This window comes from Haloferax sp. Atlit-10N (genome assembly GCF_003586325.1).
Taxonomy (GTDB): Archaea; Halobacteriota; Halobacteria; order Halobacteriales; family Haloferacaceae; genus Haloferax; species Haloferax prahovense.
Genome location: NZ_PSYX01000045.1, coordinates 1 through 1,156, shown reverse-complemented (window position 1 = coordinate 1,156; position 1,156 = coordinate 1). Strand labels below are relative to the sequence as shown.

Annotated in this window: 1 protein-coding gene; it reads right to left on the bottom strand. The window is 56.1% G+C overall.

Features of this window, described 5'->3' with window-relative positions; translation table 11 throughout:
• A partial coding sequence (locus tag C5B91_RS21060; RefSeq protein WP_199708884.1) for a TrkA family potassium uptake protein occupies positions 1 to 1,015 on the bottom strand: 1,015 nt, incomplete at its 3' end.
• Positions 1,016 to 1,156 lie beyond the last annotated feature (141 nt).

Here is a 1,156-nt window from a genome sequence, read left to right as displayed (position 1 = left end):
GGTCAAAGCGTCTGACCTCTGAGAGAGTGAGTTCCTTGAGTTGCTCGAGCTGGTCCTCACGACCGGTGACGAGGAGCACCGTGCCGTTCGTGAGTGTGGCGTCCGGAGAGGGCGGGGTCTCGAACTCGCCACGGAACCACGCCCCGATGACGTTGACGCCCGCCTGCTCGCGAATCCCACTGTCGGCAAGCGTCGTGCCGACAAGTCGACTGCCTCGATGAATGGGGAGTTCCGCGATCTCGAAGTCATCACCGATTTCAACCGCGTCTCCCAGATCGGCAGTGACGGACGTCGTCACCTTTGACGCGAGACTCTCGCCGAGAAGTGGTCGAGGGGACAGTACTTCGTCGGCGCCTGCGAGGCGATGATAGACTGTTCGGTCGGGATCTTCGACGACGCTGATAATCGGCACGTTCTCTGCGACCTCTTGAGCGGTGAGAACGATACTCGCGTCCACCTGGTCAGAGACGTCAGCAACGAGTGCCCGAGCAGATTTGAGTTCTGCCTGTTCGAGGCCAGTCACTGATTCGGGGTCCTCATGGATAACCCGATAGCTACTTTCGTAGAGTTCAGTTGCACGGTCACGGTCTGGCTCAACAATGACGTAGTCCACGTCCCAGGATTCGAGTTCAGTAATAAGTGCCTCGGCCCGAGAGGTGTACGAACAGATGATTACGTGACCTTCAAGCCCATTGTCGACTGATTTCGGGACTGTCGTCGAGAGGATATCTTCGAGCAACGGAAACACCAACACAGGCAGAGCCATGAAGATGAGAGCGACTCCTGTGAGGTCCATAATGATGATGAACGCGTTCATCTCTGGGGTGTCCCAGGGCGCATCCGATCCGAACCCGGTCGTGGTGAACGTTTCGACGACGACCTGCAACGAGTGAAGAAATGATAAAGACTCGCCCTCATAGATCCGCATTCCCTGATGATACAGGGTCGCGTAGACGAGCATTATGCCGATGAGTAGGAGCGAATAATAAATAGTTCGACGCTGCCACTTGTCCATACTGATGGAAACGAAGTCGGCTCCATTAAACCATCGTGGGACAGCAGTCGAGGGTTCGAGACGAATTTGCACAGTCCCTCATATTGTTCTAGCACCCAGGTAGCGTCAGTACGGTCGTACTCGTGATTGAGGGGGGGGGGC